At 58.8% G+C, this 16,684-nt stretch carries 15 protein-coding genes; 6 read left to right on the forward strand and 9 right to left on the reverse strand.

From position 1 onward, the window contains the following. Positions 1 to 33: 33 nt before the first annotated feature. Positions 34 to 513 carry a nuclear transport factor 2 family protein gene (locus tag AB4N44_RS03355; protein WP_460110226.1) on the forward strand — a complete coding sequence of 160 codons (480 nt, stop codon included), beginning with the start codon at positions 34 to 36 and terminating at the stop codon, positions 511 to 513. Positions 514 to 635: 122 nt separating this feature from the next. Here AB4N44_RS03355 and sfnG read toward each other — a convergent pair whose 3' ends face one another. Then, on the reverse strand, positions 636 to 1,718 hold the full coding sequence (gene sfnG, locus AB4N44_RS03360; RefSeq protein WP_460110225.1) for a dimethylsulfone monooxygenase SfnG: 1,083 nt from the start codon (positions 1,716 to 1,718) through the stop codon (positions 636 to 638). A 335-nt stretch (positions 1,719 to 2,053) separates the two neighbouring features. Here sfnG and AB4N44_RS03365 point away from each other — a divergent pair, with 335 nt between their 5' ends. Next, positions 2,054 to 2,833, forward strand: coding sequence for a TSUP family transporter (locus AB4N44_RS03365; RefSeq protein ID WP_103302453.1), 780 nt, complete (start codon positions 2,054 to 2,056; stop codon positions 2,831 to 2,833). Here the strand turns inward: AB4N44_RS03365 and nudC are convergent. The 4 genes from nudC to AB4N44_RS03385 all read right to left on the reverse strand — a co-directional run bounded on the left by nudC (position 2,801) and on the right by AB4N44_RS03385 (position 7,159). Beyond that, on the reverse strand, positions 2,801 to 3,631 hold the full coding sequence (nudC, locus tag AB4N44_RS03370; protein ID WP_160040213.1) for an NAD(+) diphosphatase: 831 nt from the start codon (positions 3,629 to 3,631) through the stop codon (positions 2,801 to 2,803). The genes AB4N44_RS03365 and nudC overlap by 33 nt on opposite strands. Before the next feature lie 6 nt (positions 3,632 to 3,637). Beyond that, entirely contained in the window at positions 3,638 to 4,450 is an 813-nt protein-coding gene (locus AB4N44_RS03375) for a crotonase/enoyl-CoA hydratase family protein (RefSeq protein ID WP_129393953.1), read from the reverse strand. A 203-nt stretch (positions 4,451 to 4,653) separates the two neighbouring features. After that, a complete protein-coding gene (locus tag AB4N44_RS03380) occupies positions 4,654 to 5,577 on the reverse strand; it encodes a magnesium transporter CorA family protein (RefSeq protein ID WP_110718565.1) in 924 nt (307 codons plus the stop codon). A 7-nt stretch (positions 5,578 to 5,584) separates the two neighbouring features. Next, a complete protein-coding gene (locus AB4N44_RS03385; protein ID WP_127927824.1) occupies positions 5,585 to 7,159 on the reverse strand; it encodes a RimK family protein in 1,575 nt (524 codons plus the stop codon). Positions 7,160 to 7,251: 92 nt separating this feature from the next. Between AB4N44_RS03385 and AB4N44_RS03390 the strand changes: the two genes are divergently transcribed. Beyond that, positions 7,252 to 8,352 (forward strand): peptidase C39 family protein, encoded by a 1,101-nt coding sequence (locus AB4N44_RS03390; RefSeq protein WP_460110221.1) that lies wholly within the window; start codon positions 7,252 to 7,254, stop codon positions 8,350 to 8,352. A gap of 108 nt (positions 8,353 to 8,460) precedes the next feature. Here AB4N44_RS03390 and AB4N44_RS03395 read toward each other — a convergent pair whose 3' ends face one another. Next, positions 8,461 to 9,615 carry a PQQ-dependent sugar dehydrogenase gene (locus tag AB4N44_RS03395; protein WP_460110219.1) on the reverse strand — a complete coding sequence of 385 codons (1,155 nt, stop codon included), beginning with the start codon at positions 9,613 to 9,615 and terminating at the stop codon, positions 8,461 to 8,463. 53 nt (positions 9,616 to 9,668) lie between these two features. Beyond that, positions 9,669 to 9,989, reverse strand: a complete 321-nt coding sequence (locus tag AB4N44_RS03400) for a hypothetical protein (RefSeq protein ID WP_460110217.1) — start codon at positions 9,987 to 9,989, stop codon at positions 9,669 to 9,671. A 190-nt stretch (positions 9,990 to 10,179) separates the two neighbouring features. On the opposite strand from AB4N44_RS03400, the gene ku reads away from it, so the two are divergent. Continuing rightward, positions 10,180 to 11,046 carry a non-homologous end joining protein Ku gene (gene ku, locus AB4N44_RS03405; RefSeq protein WP_160040221.1) on the forward strand — a complete coding sequence of 289 codons (867 nt, stop codon included), beginning with the start codon at positions 10,180 to 10,182 and terminating at the stop codon, positions 11,044 to 11,046. 164 nt (positions 11,047 to 11,210) lie between these two features. Here ku and lpxO read toward each other — a convergent pair whose 3' ends face one another. Continuing rightward, positions 11,211 to 12,110: a lipid A hydroxylase LpxO gene (lpxO, locus tag AB4N44_RS03410; RefSeq protein WP_160040233.1), complete on the reverse strand. Its 900-nt coding sequence runs from the start codon at positions 12,108 to 12,110 to the stop codon at positions 11,211 to 11,213. Positions 12,111 to 12,486: 376 nt separating this feature from the next. On the opposite strand from lpxO, the gene AB4N44_RS03415 reads away from it, so the two are divergent. Next, on the forward strand, positions 12,487 to 14,073 hold the full coding sequence (locus tag AB4N44_RS03415) for an ABC-F family ATPase (protein WP_077572769.1): 1,587 nt from the start codon (positions 12,487 to 12,489) through the stop codon (positions 14,071 to 14,073). A 277-nt stretch (positions 14,074 to 14,350) separates the two neighbouring features. Continuing rightward, a complete protein-coding gene (locus AB4N44_RS03420) occupies positions 14,351 to 15,538 on the forward strand; it encodes an MFS transporter (RefSeq protein ID WP_127927836.1) in 1,188 nt (395 codons plus the stop codon). 23 nt (positions 15,539 to 15,561) lie between these two features. Here the strand turns inward: AB4N44_RS03420 and AB4N44_RS03425 are convergent, their stop codons facing one another. After that, positions 15,562 to 16,599: an alpha/beta hydrolase family protein gene (locus AB4N44_RS03425; RefSeq protein ID WP_127927838.1), complete on the reverse strand. Its 1,038-nt coding sequence runs from the start codon at positions 16,597 to 16,599 to the stop codon at positions 15,562 to 15,564. Positions 16,600 to 16,684: the final 85 nt, after the last annotated feature.

Below are 16,684 nucleotides of genomic sequence, written 5' to 3' on the forward strand. Positions count from 1 at the left end.
TGTTTTAACCGTTAACTATTTCGGGAGACTGATATGTCTACTGCAGCCCAGGTACGTCCGCCATTGCCGCCCTTCAACCGTGAATCGGCGATCGAAAAAGTTCGTCTGGCCGAGGATGGCTGGAACTCTCGCGACCCGGAACGGGTTTCGCTGGCTTACACCCTTGATACCAAGTGGCGCAATCGCGCCGAATTCGCCAACAGCCGTGAAGAGGCCAAAGCGTTTTTGACCCGTAAATGGGCGAAGGAACTGGATTACCGTTTGATCAAGGAACTGTGGGCCTACTCCGATACGCGCATCGCCGTGCGTTATGCCTATGAATGGCACGATGATTCGGGCAACTGGTTCCGCTCTTACGGCAACGAAAACTGGGAATTCGATGAGCAAGGCCTGATGTTCCAGCGCTACGCATGCATCAACGACATGCCGATCAAGGAAAGCGAACGCAAGTTCCACTGGCCGCTGGGCCGTCGCCCGGATGATCATCCGGGCCTGTCCGACCTAGGCCTCTGATTTCACAGTGAGTTCAATTGTGGGAGCGAGCCTGCTCGCGAAGGCGTCGTATCAGTCAATGCAGTTGTTGCTGACACACCGCTTTCGCGACCAGGCTCGCTCCCACATGGGTTCCTCAGGGTTCAGGCGACGGCGGCGGTCTTCTCGGCCTCCAGTTCGCGCACCAGCGGTAACACCCGCCGCCCGAAATATTCGACTTCTTCCTGAAAGTGCAGAAACCCCGCCAGCACCAGATCCACACCCACCGCCTTCAGCGCCACAATCCGCTCGGCAATCTGCAACGGCGTGCCGATCAAGTTGGTCTTGAAGCCATCGTTGTACTGCACCAGATCCTCAAATGTTGATTTCGCCCAGTTGCCCTCACCCTCCGGCGATGCCCTGCCCGCTTGTTTCGCCGCGTCGCCAAACGCATTCACCGCCTCTGGATCCGCCTGATCGATGATCTGTGCGAGCACGGCCCTGGCCTCCTCTTCAGTGTCGCGGGCGATGACAAAGGCATTCACGCCAATCTTCACCGAATGCTTGTTGGCTGCAGCTTTCTGACGAATATCGTCGACCTGCGCCTTGATCCCTTCAACGCTGTTGCCATTGGTGAAATACCAGTCCGAAACCCGCGCCGCCATGTCCCGTGCCGCACGCGAACTGCCACCCTGAAAGATCTCCGGACGGCCCAAGGGTTTCGGTTTCAGGCTGTAATTGTCGAAACGGTAGAAGTCGCCGCGAAAGGTGAAGCTGTCCTCGCTCCACACGCCGCGCAATGAACGGATGAACTCTTCGGAACGACGATAACGCTCGTCGTGCTCCAGCCAATGCTCGCCGATGGCTTGAAACTCGCCTTTGAACCAGCCGCTGACGATGTTCACCGCGATGCGGCCGTTGGTGAGTTGATCGATCGTCGCCAGTTGCTTGGCCGCCAGCGCCGGTTGCCACGGGCCGGGCAGGATCGCTGCGATCACCTTGAGTTTGCTGGTGGCCGCGAGTAACGCGTGGCTGAACGCAACTGACTCATGCTGAAACTCGGCGCCGTAACCGGCGGTGAAGCGGATCTGCGTCAGCGCGTATTCGAACCCGGCAGCCTCGGCGAGCTGCGCCAGTTTGCGGTTGTAGTCGATGCCCCAATCGGTGCGCTGTTCGATCTTGCTGACCACCAGCCCACCGCTGACGTTCGGCACCCAGTAGGCAAATTTCACGGCTTGCTGACTCATTGGCGTGTCCTCGGGACGTTTGCGGAGATGAGGGTGGTAGAGCAGCAAGCGTGCCAGGGTTGAAATGCCTGGTTTTATTGGTGTTCGGCGTTGGATAGATGTTTTGTAGAGGGGAGATTTGTTGGCTGGATGTTGAGTGGGCAACAGTAGATTTTGCAGTGGCTGGAAAGCCGCCTTCGCGAGCAGGCTCGCTCCCACAGGGTGGAATGCATTCCAAATGTGGGAGCGAGCCTGCTCGCGAAGGCGTCAGACGGGTCGCCGCAACAGTTGGATACAGGTAACATGACCGCCCTCCCCGCAGCCAAATCTGCGCCCTGCCGAAATAAGCCGATTCCATGCCTTTCGAACTCAGCGTTGACCTCACCACCCTGGCCATTCTGGCCCTCGTCGCTTTCATTGCCGGTTTCATCGACGCCATCGCTGGCGGCGGCGGTCTGTTGACCACGCCTGCGCTGTTGACCGCCGGCCTGCCGCCGCACCTGGTGCTGGGCACCAACAAGTTGAGTTCGACCTTCGGTTCGGCCACCGCCAGTTTCACCTTCTACCGCCGCAAGCTGTTCCACCCTCGGCAATGGGTGCACGCCATCGTCGGCACACTGGTCGGCGCACTGACTGGCGCCATCGTCGCCCATTACTTGCCGGCCGAATGGCTGAACAAGATGCTTCCGGTAATCGTCTTCGCCTGCGGCCTGTATCTATTGTTCGGCGGCACGCCAAAAGCACCGCTGGACAGCGATGCGCCGATCAAAAAGAAATGGCAGTCGACCCAGGGCTTCAGCCTCGGCTTCTACGACGGCGTGGCGGGTCCGGGCACAGGCGCGTTCTGGACAGTCAGCAGTCTGCTGCTTTACCCGATCGACCTGGTCAAGGCCAGCGGCGTAGCGCGCAGCATGAACTTCGTCAGCAACATTGCGGCGCTGTCGGTGTTCGTGTTTTCCGGGCAGGTGGACTGGATCATCGGCCTGAGCATGGGCCTGTCGGTGATGGTCGGCGCGTTCTTTGGCGCGCGCACCGCAATCAGCGGTGGCGCCAAATTCATTCGCCCGGTGTTCATCACCGTGGTGCTGGGTTTGACTGTGCGCCTAGCCTGGCAGCACTGGTTCAGCGTGGCCTAAGCGCCGCGCCACATAGACGTCGATCAGGTAACGGGCAATCGATTTGGACGCCGGCAGCGGCGGCAAATCGTGTACGTTGAACCATTGGGCGTCTTCAATCTCGTCTTCCTGACAGACAATCTCGCCGCCGGCATATTCGGCATGGAAGCCGAGCATCATCGAATGCGGGAACGGCCAGCACTGGCTGCCCAGATACTGGATGTTTTTCACCTCGATCTGCACTTCCTCGCGCACTTCGCGAATCAGGCAATCCTCGGCCGACTCGCCCGGCTCGGCGAACCCCGCCAGCGTGCTGTACACCCCGGTAACGAAGCGCGGTGAGCGCGCCAACAGGACCTCGTCGCCACGGGTGATCAGCACGATCATGCTCGGCGAAATACGCGGATAACTGCGCAGATCGCACGGCTGGCAATACATCGCCCGTTCACGCGGCACTTGCGTCATGGCTTGCCCGCAATTGCCGCAGAAACGATGTTCGCGGGCCCAGGTGCCGATCTGCGCGGCGTAACCGAGCACTTTGTAGATCGTGTGATCGCCGTCGAGCATGAACGCCCGCAGGCCTTTCCAGTTGCAACCCGGCACCTCACTGGTACTGCGCAGTTCGAGCAGGTACACCGGCTCGCCATCGAGATGGCCAATGCCGTGTTCGGCGAGGACTGACAAGTCCTGCCGCTTGAGCCATTCCCGAGGGAATAACGCGCCGTTGTCATCGAACAGAAAGCCTTCCGGGCTGCGCGCCACGGCCCAGCCGCCAGGTTGATCGGTGTCCAGTACTGCAGTGGTCCAGCGAGCTGTCATGGTTTCTCAGTCCAGAAATTCGGGTTTCTGTTTGCTCATATGGGCGGCCATGGCCACGCGCAAATCGGTGGATTGCAGCATGGCGGCGTTCCAGGTGGCAACGTATTCGAGGCCGTCGTCGATGCGATGGTCGCGCATGTAGCTGATCATTTCCTTGGTGCCGGTGACCGCGATCGGCGATTTCGAAGCGATCTCACGAGCAATGTCGATCACACCTTCGAGCAGCGCGTCCTTGTCGCTGTAGACGCGGTTGACCAGGCCAATGCTGCGCGCCTCGTCAGCGCCGAAAGTGCGACCGGTGTAAGCCAGCTCACGCAGCATGCCGTCACCGATGATCCGTGGCAACCGTTGCAAAGTGCCAACATCGGCGGCCATGCCGATATCGATTTCCTTGATCGAGAATTGCGCGTCTTCGGCGGCGTAGCGCATGTCGCAAGCAGCGATCAGATCGATGGCGCCACCCAGGCAGTAACCCTGAATGGCGGCGAGCACCGGTTTGCGGCAGTTATCGACGGCGTTGAACGAGGCTTGCAGGGTCAGAATCTTGCGACGCAGCAGGCGCGCATTACGGCCAACGTCCTTGCCCAGTTCATTGGCGACGCCGGCGAGCATCATCAGGTCGATGCCGGAGGAAAAGTGTTTGCCGTTGCCGCTGAGCACTACCACGCGCACTTCGTCGGTGTCGTCGATCCACTGGAAGATCTCGACGATCTCGCTCCAGAACGCGGCGTTCATCGAATTGATTTTTTCCGGGCGATTGATCTGCACATGGGCGATGTTGTCGGCCAGTTCGACGCTGAAGGCGGAGTATTGAGTCATGGCAGTGATCCTTTACCGGGCTGAAAATGAGGCCCGAACTATAACAAGGCATCACGGTGGCGGTTCGGCCAATTGCGGGACTGTCCTGAGTTTTACTTTGCCTGTGCCGGCCTCTTCGCGAGCAGGCTCGCTCCCACAGGAGAATGCATTTCAAAATGTGGGAGCGAGCCTGCTCGCGAAGGCGCCGGATCAGACAACCTGATTCATCGAGCCAATCGCCGCAGCCCAAACAACATCCCCCCCGCCCCCAGCAACATCGCCGCCAGAAACAGCGGATAGGAAACCCACCACGGCGTCCCCGCCGTCATCATGCTGAACTCCGACATCCCGCCAATACTGGCAATCAGGTTCAACGGCAGAAACACCACGTTGATCAACGTCAGCTTGCGCAGCAGGTTGTTCATGCTGTTGTTCATCAGATTGCCACGCGCATCGATCAGTCCGGAAAACACCGTGGAGTAAATCTCTGCCTGCTTGTAGCACTGGTTGTTTTCGATGATCAGGTCGTCGATCAGGCCGATCGCCTCACTGCCGAAATGCTGCTTCTCGGCATGATTGCGCAGGCGCGTGAGGACCGCGCCGTTGCTGTGTAGCGCGTTGATGTAATAGATCAGGCTTTCGCTGAGGTTGAACATCTGCACCAGATGCTGGTTCTGCATCGAGGCGTTGAATTTCTGCTGCAACTCGCGGGCGACCAGTTTGATCACCTTCAAGTGCCCGAGGTAGTGATGGATGTTGTTGAACAGCAGGTCGAGCAAGACATCCAGCGGCGTATTCAGCGGCTGGCGAGTGCCGAGGCCGTGCAGCGGTGTGTCGTCGGTGGCGATCACCAGCAATTGCCCCGGCGCGAACAGCAATCCGCAGGACGACACTTCAAACGCGAGACTGCCACCACCGGAATAGTTTTCCGGACGCTTCCAGATCAGGAACAGATGGTCGGGATGGAACTCGATGCGCGAGACCTCGTCCGGATCCAGCGCTGACGCCAGTGCATGCTCATCGACCTTGAAATGACTGTGTAGCAAATCGCGCTCGGCAGCATCAGGGTTGCTGAACAACATGACCTCGGCGTCCAGCCGCTCGACCCGCTGCAAAGCGCCGTGGCTCAGTGCAAAGCTGTTGATCATCGGCGCCTCACCAGGCCTGACCGCGACGTTTGAGTTCCAGGCGGCGCACGAACTCTTCCAGCACCAGTGAATACAGATCGTCGTGCAAATAGGCGTCTTCGATGCCAGCGTCGAGGTTGGGATTGTCGTTGACTTCGATCACCACGACTTTGTCGCCCGCCTGTTTCAAATCGACACCGTAAAGGCCATCGCCGATCAGGTTGGCAGTCTTTACCGCCAGTTCAACCACCGCACGTGGCGCCTCGTGGATTGCCATCGTTCGGCATTCGCCGTTGACGTCCTGGCCTTTGGCCTTGTGGTTGTAGATCTGCCAGTGGCCCTTGGACATGAAGTACTGGCAGGCGAAGATCGGTTTGCGGTTGAGTACACCGATGCGCCAGTCGTATTCGGTGTAGAAAAACTCCTGGGCCAGCAGCAACACCGAGTGTTCGAATAGTTCGGCGGTGGCTTCGAGCAAAGCCTGCTGGCTTTCGACCTTGATCACGCCACGGGAAAAGCAACCGTCGGGAATTTTCAGCACCAGCGGAAAACCAAGGCGCTCGCCCACGCGCTCGAAGTCTTCGGGTCGCTCCTTGTAGAGGATCTCGGTGGCGGGCATGCCCAGTTGATGGCTGTTGAGCAGATCGGTCAGATAGACCTTGTTGGTGCAGCGCAAGATCGATGTCGGGTCATCCATCACCACCAATCCTTCGCTCTCGGCTTTCTTGGCAAAGCGATAGGTGTGATTGTCGACGCTGGTGGTCTCACGGATCAGCAAGCCGTCGTACTCGGCCAGACGTGCGTAATCCTTGCGTTCAATCAGCTCAACATCGATGCCCATGGTTTTGCCGACCCGGACGAAATTCGCCAGTGCCTTGGCGTTGGACGGCGGCAAGGCTTCTTGCGGATCGTGCAGAATCGCCAGGTCGTAGCGCGCCACTTGCGGAGAACGCGGTACTCGCCAGACTTTACGGCTGAAACCGTCCAGCGCATTGGCGAATTGATCTTCCTGATCATCGCGCAACTTGTGCAAAGCGCCAGACTTTATCCCTTCGATGTGCCAGCCGTTAGTTCGACGAAACTCAACTAACAGAATCGGACAGGGAAATACTTCAAACAACTGCCGGGCCAGATCCTGTAAGGGCTCGATATGGGTTCGGCCAAAATACAGGGTCAGGGTAAAACCTTCGGTATCACTGTAGAGGTGATGACTGAGGGCTTTTTCCAGGGTTTTATCGAGATCATCCAGAGCCAGACCGTACAGTGATTTTTTCGTCAATTCGCTGATGGTGCGCACCGACGGAATCACCTTGTGCCCCCGCGCTTCGGCCAGCAACGAGCAGTAGTAGCCGTGGCCCAGGTACTTGTAGCTGCGGCACAGATTGATCACCTGCACGCGTTTTCCCGACTCGCTGTCACAGCTGTGTTCGAGGTATTCCTGGGCGGTCACGATGTCTTCGCTGGGAAAGTATGAAGCCCAGTCTTCCTTGCGCTCGACAATAATTACAACCTGGCTGGATGCTTTGATCGCCGAGTTTAAATAAGTTGCCGCCGGCAAACTTTGCTCGGATACTTCGCGCCAATGACCCTGTACCGCTGACATAGAGATTGATCCGTTGGAGAACAAGACCTTTTCTATTAAGCACGAAGTTTTTCGAAAGTCTCGTTTCGTTACGCAACTTTTACGGTGGTCATATGAAGGCTGTTTTTCGTTTGGCGGTAGTTGAAGACTTGCCGGCGCTGCTGGCACTGGAAATGCAATGTTTCACCACGGACCGGCTCACCAGCCGCAGCTTTCAGTGGATGATCACCCGCGCTCACGGCCGGTTGCTGGTGGCCGAGTCCAACGGTCAATTGCTGGGTTACGCGCTGGTGTTGTTCCATCGCGGCACTTCACTCGCGCGGCTGTATTCCATCGCACTCGCCGTCGAGGCGCGCGGCACCGGCCTGAGCAAACAATTGCTGCAACGCATTGAGGCGCTGGCGCTCGAACACGACTGCGCGTATCTGCGCCTGGAGGTTCGCTTAGACAATCCCGCCGCGATTGCGCTGTATGAACGCAATGGCTACCGGCGCTTTGCACTGATTCACGATTACTACGAAGACCACGCGGATGCGCTGCGCTTGGAGAAACGCATTCTTCAGCACCGCGACTCGCGCAGCATCAAGGTGCCCTACTACCCGCAAACCACCGATTTCACTTGCGGCCCGGCATGTCTGCTGATGGCTATGGGCGCACTGCAATCTGAACGGTTACTGGAGCGACGTGAAGAACTGCAGGTCTGGCGTGAAGCAACCACGGTGTTCATGACATCCGGCCATGGCGGTTGCAGCCCGCAGGGATTGGCGTTGGCGGCATGGCGTCGTGGGTTCAAGGTGTGCCTGCAGTTGAGTCTGGCTGGGCCGTTGTTCCTCGACGGGGTGCGTGATGCGCATAAAAAAGACGTCATGCGTTTGGTACACGACGAGTTCACGGCGCAACTGCGGGAAACCGATGTCGAGTGCATGATCGGTGCGGCGCTGGATCTGCCGCGCTTGCTGGCTGCCGGTGGGCAACCGCTGGTATTGATCAGCAGCTATCGACTGACCCGCTCTAAATCACCGCATTGGGTGGTCGTGACCGATTGCGACGAAGATTTCGTTTACCTGCACGACCCGGATGTCGATCACAGCCAGCATCGACAGCCCATGGATTGCCAGCATGTGCCGGTGAGCCATGGTGAGTTCGAGAAAATGTGCCGGTTTGGCCGGGGCAAATTGCGTGCTGCGGTGGTGCTGTATTCCCGCGAAACGTGAGAACCCACCTGTAGGAGCTGCCGCAGGCTGCGATCCTTTGATTTTGAAAAACAAGATCAAAAGATCGCAGCCTCGTTGCACTCGACAGCTCCTACAGGAGGATCGTCTTTAAAGCGCGGGCTTCAGGCCGATCTTGTACAGCGACCCCTTCTCCTCATCGGTCAGCACATACAAATAGCCATCAGGACCTTGCCGCACATCGCGAATCCGCTGATTCAGTTCACCGAGCAAGCGCTCTTCGTGCACAACCTTGTCGCCATCGAACTGCAAGCGAATCAATTCCTGAGTCACCAAGGCTCCGATAAACGCATTGTGCTGCCACGGCTTGAAGCGATCGGCATCGTAGAACGCCATACCGGTGACGCCCGGCGACTTCTCCCAGACATGGTGCGGCGCGACCGTGCCTTCGGCGGTTTTACCCTGGGCTTCCGGGATCGGCTGCATCGAGTAATTGATGCCGTGGGTCGCCAGTGGCCAGCCGTAATTCTTGCCGCGTTCGATGATGTTCACCTCATCGCCACCGCGCGGGCCGTGTTCGTTCTCCCACAACGTACCGGTCCAAGGATTGAGTGCTGCGCCCTGCGGGTTGCGCAGGCCGTAGGCCCAGATCTCGGGACGAACGCCAGACTGACCAACAAAGGGGTTGTCATCCGGCACCTTGCCGTCCGGGTAGATGCGCACGACCTTGCCTTGCAACTTGTCGAGATCCTGCGCCGTTGGCCGGTCGTTGTTCTCACCCAGGGTGATGAACAGATAGCCGTCGCGGTCAAACACCAGCCGCGAACCGAAATGATTGCCGACCGAAAGATTCGGTTCCTGACGGAAGATCACTTTGAAATCCTTCAGCGTCTTCAAGTCATCCGAAAGCCGACCACGCCCGACGGCGGTGCCGGCCTTGTCACCGGCACCACCGCCTTCGGCATACGACAGGTAGACCAGGCGATCCTCTTTGAAATCCGGCGACAGCACGACATCCAGCAACCCGCCCTGCCCTTTGGCCCAGACCTGTGGCACGCCGGAGATCGGCGCCGACAGTTTGCCGTCAGCGCCCACCACACGCAGATTGCCGGGACGCTCAGTGACCAGCATGCCTTGGCGATCCGGTAGAAACGCCAGTGCCCACGGATGCTCGAGCCCCGCGGAAATGGTCGTGACTTCGAGGGTGCCCTGTTCGCTTTGCAGCTCTTTAGGGGCGGCGGCGAATACCGGAGCGCTGATCAGCGCTCCGGCACACAGTGTGGCTAGAAGAGTTTTACGCAACATGCACGATTCCTTTTGTTCGTTTGCAATGGCCGGCAGAACCTCAGTCCTGCCGCTCAACGGTTGCTGTCTCCGCTGCGCGAAGGTGGATTGGGAATGAACGTGGGTGGTGTGCCCGGCACCGGGCGGATCGGCTGGCCGTTGCCAATGCCTCGGTTCTCGACCGTAGGCTGACGTGGCGTCGGCACAGAGTTCGGCCCCCGAATGGGTGGAGCGCTGGGCTGAGTGCCCTGCATGCTGTTGGGGTTGGCCCGGCGGATCGGGCTGTTGTAGGGATTGTTGCTGTTGCCGGTCGGGCTTTGCGCCAGCAAGACGTCGGCATGAACCAGACCGCCACTGAGGGTCAGGACGACGATGCCAAGCAGAATTCGGTTCATGACGCTGCCTCTCGATGGGGCCGGGGATAGAGCCTTCGAGTCCACGCTACGCCGAGGGTTCGGATTTGTTAACCCACAAGCCTTAAACAACATGTAACACGACTTGACCGAGTCCCCGAAACCCCGTGCATTCCGGGGAAACTTTCAGTCACAGCCGCAGGTCATCCGATCATCACTCGGAGAACTCACCATGGCTCGGGCAATCTGGAAAGGCGCGATCAGTTTCGGACTGGTGCACATCCCTGTCGCACTGGTCTCGGCGACGTCGTCGCAGGGCGTGGATTTCGATTGGCTCGACAGCCGCAGCATGGACCCGGTGGGTTATAAACGGGTGAACAAGGTCACCGGCAAGGAAGTCACCAAGGAGCACATCGTCAAAGGCGTGGCCTATGAAAAAGGCCGTTATGTGGTACTCAGCGAAGAGGAAATCCGCTCGGCGCACCCGGTTTCAACGCAGACCATCGACATTTTTTCTTTCGTCGACGCCGAACAGATTCCCCTGCAAAACATCGACACGCCCTACTATCTGGCACCCGACAAACGCGGTGGCAAGGTCTATGCGCTACTGCGCGAAACCCTGAGCAAAACCAATAAAGTCGCCCTCGCCCGTGTGGTCCTGCATACGCGCCAGTACCTGGCGGCGTTGATGCCGCTGGAGTCTGCACTGGTGCTGGTGAAACTGCGTTGGCCGCAGGAGGTACGTGGCCTCGACGAGCTGGAACTGGGCAGCGAAGTGACCAAACCGCAGTTGGCCAAGGGTGAACTGGACATGGCCAAACGGCTGGTACAGGACATGAGCGCGGACTGGAAACCCGAAGACTACAAGGATGAGTTCGAAGACAAGATCATGGCCCTGGTCGAGAAAAAGGCTCATGAGGGCAAAATCGAGGATGTTGAAACGGTGGGTGGCGAGGAAGAGCGCAAGACGGCCGATGTTATCGACCTGACCGAGTTGCTGAAGCGCAGTCTGGGCGGGAAAGCGCCGGCGAAGCCAAAAGCGAAGGCCGCCACCAAGGCTGCGCCAGCCAAGAGGACAAAGAAGGCCTCTGGTGAATGACAATCCAAGGATCGTCAGGCAACTGACAGGTTGTATTTGAGAGAGTCATCGCTAGCAGGGTAGCTCCCACAGGGTTCTGAGTCGAATGCAAAAATTGCTATCACTCAAGACTAAAGTGGGAGCGAGCCTGCTCGCGAAGGCGCCAGCCAAACCAATGCAAAAATTCAGATCAGAATGAAGATCGCCAGCAAACCACCGAAGATCGCCCACTTTTCCATGTAGTAACGCTTGCGATTGCGTTTTTTCAGCTCTTTACCACGCAGGCGAATCTTGTAGATCCGGGTAAACAAACGGTTGATCCCGCCAGTACGGTCGCCAGCATCGTTCGGTGCACCTGCCGCCGACATAACGGTACGGCTGAACCAGGCGTTGAACGCTGCGGCCCAGCGGTACTTCATCGGCCGCTCGATGTCGCAGAACAGGATGATGCGGTTCTTGTCGGTGGTGTTTTCGGCGTAATGAATAAACGTCTCGTCGAACATTACCGCTTCGCCATCGCGCCAGTGGTAGCTCTCGCCATCGACATTGATGTAGCAGCCGGCGTCGTTCGGCGTGTCCAGGCCCAAGTGATAACGATAGGAGCCCGCATAGGGATCACGATGACGCACCAGCTTCGAACCCGGTGGCAGCTCGGCAAACATCGCGGCCTTGATCGAACCGATGTTCTGCACCAGCTCGGTGGTGCGCGGGCACAGCTTCATGGCCGACGGATGGCTCTCGCCGTACCACTTCAGGTAGAAACGCTTCCAGCCACTCTTGAAGAAGGAGTTGAAGCCAACATCGTCGTACTGGTTAGAGCGCTTGATCTCGCCGGCACGCAGCAGGTTCTGTCCTTCCTCGCGGATTTCCTCCCAGTGCGCCTGTAGCGGGCTCAAGTCGGGAAAATCAGCCGGGTCGAGGTAAGGCTTGTTCGGCTTTTTCGAGAACAGATACAAGAAGCAGTTGATCGGCGCGAGGAACGTCGAATGGTCGCTGAGCTGTCGGCCGAGTTTGTGGCGCACACGGCCACGAAGATGAACGTATGCAATTGAAATGACATAAATAGCAGCAATGATGAGTTTCACGGAAATCGTCACACGTCAGAAGTGAACAAACTGCGCGCCGGCGGCCTGAAGCCCCGCGTCTTAAGCAGTGGTCTGAATACACATGGCACGTCCTTGGCCCGCGCCGTTACCGGACGCTCGGTGAAAGGTGGCATTTTAGCCACAGTTTGTAACCGATAGTGAACCTTCATCTGTGAAAAACTGTCCCGCGATCATGCCAATCGGCGATCGTGGCGTCTTCGCCCTATCGTTTAAAGAGCCAGACCAGTACAATCGCCGCCAAACTTTACGCGCCCCCTTGGTTGATGTCGGAATTCTCCCGCTTCAGCGCACTTTGACTCGGGCCGAGCGCTCCAGCCGCACCTCGCTTTTTAAGAATGCTTCGCAGGAATAACTCTTGATTTCTACAGCTAACATCACGATGCAGTTCGGCGCCAAGCCGCTCTTCGAAAACGTTTCGGTCAAATTCGGCGCGGGCAATCGCTACGGCCTGATCGGCGCCAACGGTTGCGGCAAGTCGACCTTCATGAAAATCCTCGGCGGTGACCTCGACCCGTCCGGTGGTCAGGTCATGCTCGAGCCGAACGTGCGTCTGGGTAAATTGCGCCAGGACCAGTTCGCCTACGAAGAATTCACCGTGATCGATACCGTGATCATGGGTCACGAAGAGCTGTGGAAGGTCAAGGCCGAGCGCGATCGCATCTACTCGCTGCCGGAAATGAGCGAAGAAGACGGCATGGCCGTGGCCGAACTGGAAACCGAATTCGCCGAAATGGACGGCTACACCGCCGAATCCCGTGCCGGTGAACTGTTGCTGGGCCTGGGTATCGGCATCGAGCAGCACTTCGGCCCGATGAGCGAAGTTTCGCCGGGCTGGAAACTGCGCGTGTTGCTGGCGCAGGCACTGTTCTCCGATCCGGAAGTGCTGTTGCTCGACGAACCGACCAACCACCTGGACATCAACACCATCCGCTGGCTGGAAAACGTGCTGACCCAGCGCAACAGCCTGATGATCATCATCTCTCACGACCGTCACTTCCTGAACAGCGTGTGCACGCACATGGCTGACCTGGATTACGGCGAGCTGCGTCTGTTCCCGGGCAACTACGACGAGTACATGACCGTGGCGACCCAGTCGCGCGAGCAACTGCTGTCGGACAACGCCAAGAAGAAAGCGCAGATTTCCGAGCTGCAATCGTTCGTCAGCCGCTTCTCGGCCAACGCCTCGAAAGCCAAGCAGGCCACCTCCCGCGCCAAGGCGATCGACAAGATCCAGCTGGCCGAGGTCAAGCCTTCGAGCCGCGTGAGCCCGTTCATCCGCTTCGATCAGAACAAGAAGCTGCACCGCCAGGCGGTCATCGTCGAGAAAATGGCCAAAGGCTTCGACGGCAAACCACTGTTCAAAGACTTCAGCTTCCAGGTTGAAGCCGGCGAGCGCGTGGCGATCATCGGCCCGAACGGTATCGGTAAAACCACCCTGCTGCGCACCCTGGTCAACGAACTGACCCCGGACGCCGGCGCCATCAAGTGGACCGACGCCGCGGAACTGGGCTACTACGCTCAGGACCACGCGCACGACTTCGAAGACGACGTTACCCTGTTCGACTGGATGGGTCAGTGGACTCAGGGCGAGCAGATGATTCGCGGTACCTTGGGCCGCATGCTGTTCTCCAACGACGAGATCCTCAAGTCGGTCAAAGTGATTTCCGGTGGTGAGCAAGGTCGCATGCTGTTCGGCAAGCTGATCCTGCAAAAGCCGAACGTGCTGATCATGGACGAACCGACCAACCACCTGGACATGGAATCGATCGAGGCGCTGAACCTGGCGCTGGAAAACTACCCGGGCACGCTGATCTTCGTCAGCCACGACCGTGAGTTCGTATCGTCCCTGGCCACGCGCATCATCGAGCTGAGCCCGGATGGCGTGACTGACTTCAGCGGCACTTACGATGACTACCTGCGTAGTCAGGGTGTTGTGTTCTAAACAGCAGCTTCTAGTGTTGAGCTGCTAGCTTCAAGCTAAAGCCCTGTCCATGTGACGGGGCTTTTTGCATTCAGGACGCTGATCGTTCCCACGCTCTGCGTGGTAACGCCGCCACGGACGCTCCGCGTCCCGCTCGTGTGACGCGGAGCGTCACGGGATTCATTCCCACGCAGAGCGTGGGAACGATCAGTCTGGAAAGATAGTTAGCCTGCTTTCTTTTATCTCAAGCCCACGCCATGATGCGAACTCTCCCACCGCCGCCCGCGAACGAGTCCTCATGTCTGCGCAGCAACTGCCACCGCAAAGCTCCATGGCGATCACCCTGCAGATCGTCTCCATCGTTTTCTACACCTTTATCGCGTTCCTCTGCATCGGTTTGCCGATCGCAGTGTTGCCCGGTTATGTGCACGAACAATTGGGTTTCAGCGCGGTCATCGCCGGGCTGGTGATTGGCTCGCAATATCTGGCCACCCTGCTCAGCCGGCCGATGGCCGGGCGCATGTCGGATACGCTCGGCACCAAACGGGCGATCATTTATGGCTTGTGGGGGATTGTCCTCAGCGGCTTGCTGACGCTGGTCTCTACGCTGCTACAGGACTTTGCGCTGACCAGCCTGATCATCTTGATTATCGGGCGTTTGCTGCTCGGCATCGCGCAAGGGCTGATTGGCGTTGGCACGATCAGTTGGTGCATGGGCCAGGTCGGCGTCGAACACACCGCAAAATCCATTGGCTGGAACGGCATCGCTTCCTATGGCGCGATTGCCATTGGTGCGCCGCTGGGTGTGATAATGGTCGCCGATTACGGTTTCACCAGCCTCGGCATCGCGCTAGCGGTCCTTGCGGCCGGCGCACTGCTGCTGATCCGCAATAAACCGTCGGTGCCGGTGATCCGTGGCGAGCGGCTACCGTTCTGGGCCGTGTTCGGGCGGATCGCGCCGTATGGCGCCAGCCTGACCCTCGCCTCGATCGGCTACGGCACGCTGACCACGTTTATCACCCTTTATTACCTTAATCGCGGCTGGAGCGGCGCGGCGTATTGCCTGACAGTGTTCGGCGTATGTTTCATTCTGTCGCGGCTGCTGTTTATTTCGGCGATCAGCCGTTTCGGCGGCTTCAAATCGGCGATCGCCTGCATGACCATCGAAACCGCCGGGCTGCTGATGTTGTGGCTGGCACCGTCCACCGCTTTCGCTTTGATCGGCGCGGGACTGGCGGGGTTTGGCCTGTCGCTGGTGTACCCGGCGCTGGGCGTTGAGGCGATCAAGCAGGTGCCCAGTTCCAGTCGCGGTTCGGGCTTGGGCGCTTACGCGGTGTTCTTCGATCTGGCGCTGGCGATTGCCGGGCCGCTGATGGGCGCGGTGGCGTTGAATCTGGGGTATTCGTGGATATTCTTCAGTGCGGCGCTGTTGTCGGTGATCGGGCTGGGCCTGACTTTGTTGCTCCAGCGCCGGGCAACGACCTAAAGTCCTACAGGGGATTTGCGGGGTTATTGATCTGCGGTTTGCATGCCGGCCCGGGTCGGTTTGCCCAGCGTGTGCGAGAAGAAGCGCCCGGCTTCAGAGATCAGATTGCGGTGGATATCCTCGCGATCCACCCCATCAGCATCGGTGCACAGCGCCGGCATCGCGCGAATTTGCTCTTCATTACACGGCGCCATAAAAACGAAGTGCCCTGCCCCGGCCAGCAGCTTGAAATCCGGCGCTGTCGGCAGTTTGCGCGCCAGCGCGGCAGCGTTCTTGTCGAAGGCCACCAGTTTGTCGCCGTCGCCGCTGTAGAGCAGCACCGGCACATGCACATCAGCCAGGGTGTGACGGCCGAACTTCAGGCTCAGCGGCGCCATCAGCAGCAAGGCGTGCACGCGCGGATCGGCCACCGGTTGCAGGTCATCGCGATCGACGATCAATTCACCCTGCGTATTGCAGGCGTCACGATCATCCGGACGTTCCTGGCAATAACGACGCAGGCGATCGAGGTCCGGTTGCGCCCCGGACAGAATCAACGCCGTCTCGCCGCCCGCCGAATAACCGATCACGCCCACCTGTTCGGCATTGACGTACGGCGCGAGCATGCGGTCGCCGAGGGTTGCAGTGATCGCTTCGGAAATCTGGATCGGCCGCCCGTACAGATTGCTCAGGGTACCGAGTCGGCTGTGGTCTTTGGAGTTGTCACCGGGGTGAATCACCGCCACCACGACAAAGCCTTTGCGTGCCAGCGAGGTGGCAAGGTCGTGCAGCGCCAGGGGCGTGCCGGTGTTGCCGTGGGAGAGCATCAACATCGGAAAGCGGCCGATGGCGACTTTGGTGTCTTCGCCGGCCTCGACTGAGTAGCCCTCGAGCAGGCTCATGTGTTCGCGATCGCTGGAGGGATAAAACGCGATGGCGCGCATCGGTTGCAGATCCAAAGGATCGAGGAAGGTCATCTCGTGATAGCCGACGCTCCACACAGGGTGTCGCCCAGGCGCAGCATGCACTGTGTTAAGGCTGCCAAGCAGGCAAATCAGTAACGTTGCACAAAGACGCATCATGGGATGCCCCACCCTGTTGTTACTCAATCGAAAGATCCGTTGCGTGGCGGGCCAGAACCACCGGGGATTCGGTGTTTCGGTACGA

The sequence above is a fragment of the Pseudomonas sp. S3_C06 genome (genome assembly GCF_054667675.1).